Raw genomic sequence first — 347 nt, forward strand, 5'->3', positions numbered from 1 at the left:
CTGGGTGATGTACCGCGACATCCTGATCGGACGGATCCCGTTCTGAGCCTGTTGGAGACGCACGCAGGCATCGGCGCTTTGTCAAGAGTGGTTCACGCGCATCTCACCCGCCCCGTGGTCAATTCACGTCCGTGAAAACCCCACCGGAGCCCTGCCATGAAGTCTCGCGAAGAATCCGCCGGTCTGATCCTCCTGATCGAGGACAACCGCAACATCTCTGAAATGGTCGGCGAATACCTCGAGCGCAAAGGCTTCGGGGTGGATTACGCCAGTGACGGTGCCGACGGCCTGCGCCTCGCCGTCGAGAACAGCTACGACGTCATCGTGCTCGATCTGATGCTGCCGCG

The 347-nt window shown here is 61.1% G+C and carries 1 protein-coding gene; it reads left to right on the forward strand.

Annotation, left to right across the window (positions count from 1 at the left end; genetic code table 11):
• Positions 1 to 156: 156 nt before the first annotated feature.
• Positions 157 to 347: response regulator (locus FLQ44_RS19950; protein ID WP_147695769.1), on the forward strand; the 191-nt coding region annotated here is incomplete at its 3' end.

Origin of the sequence: Vogesella mureinivorans (genome assembly GCF_007644035.1) — a bacterium.
GTDB lineage: Bacteria > Pseudomonadota > Gammaproteobacteria > Burkholderiales > Chromobacteriaceae > Vogesella > Vogesella mureinivorans.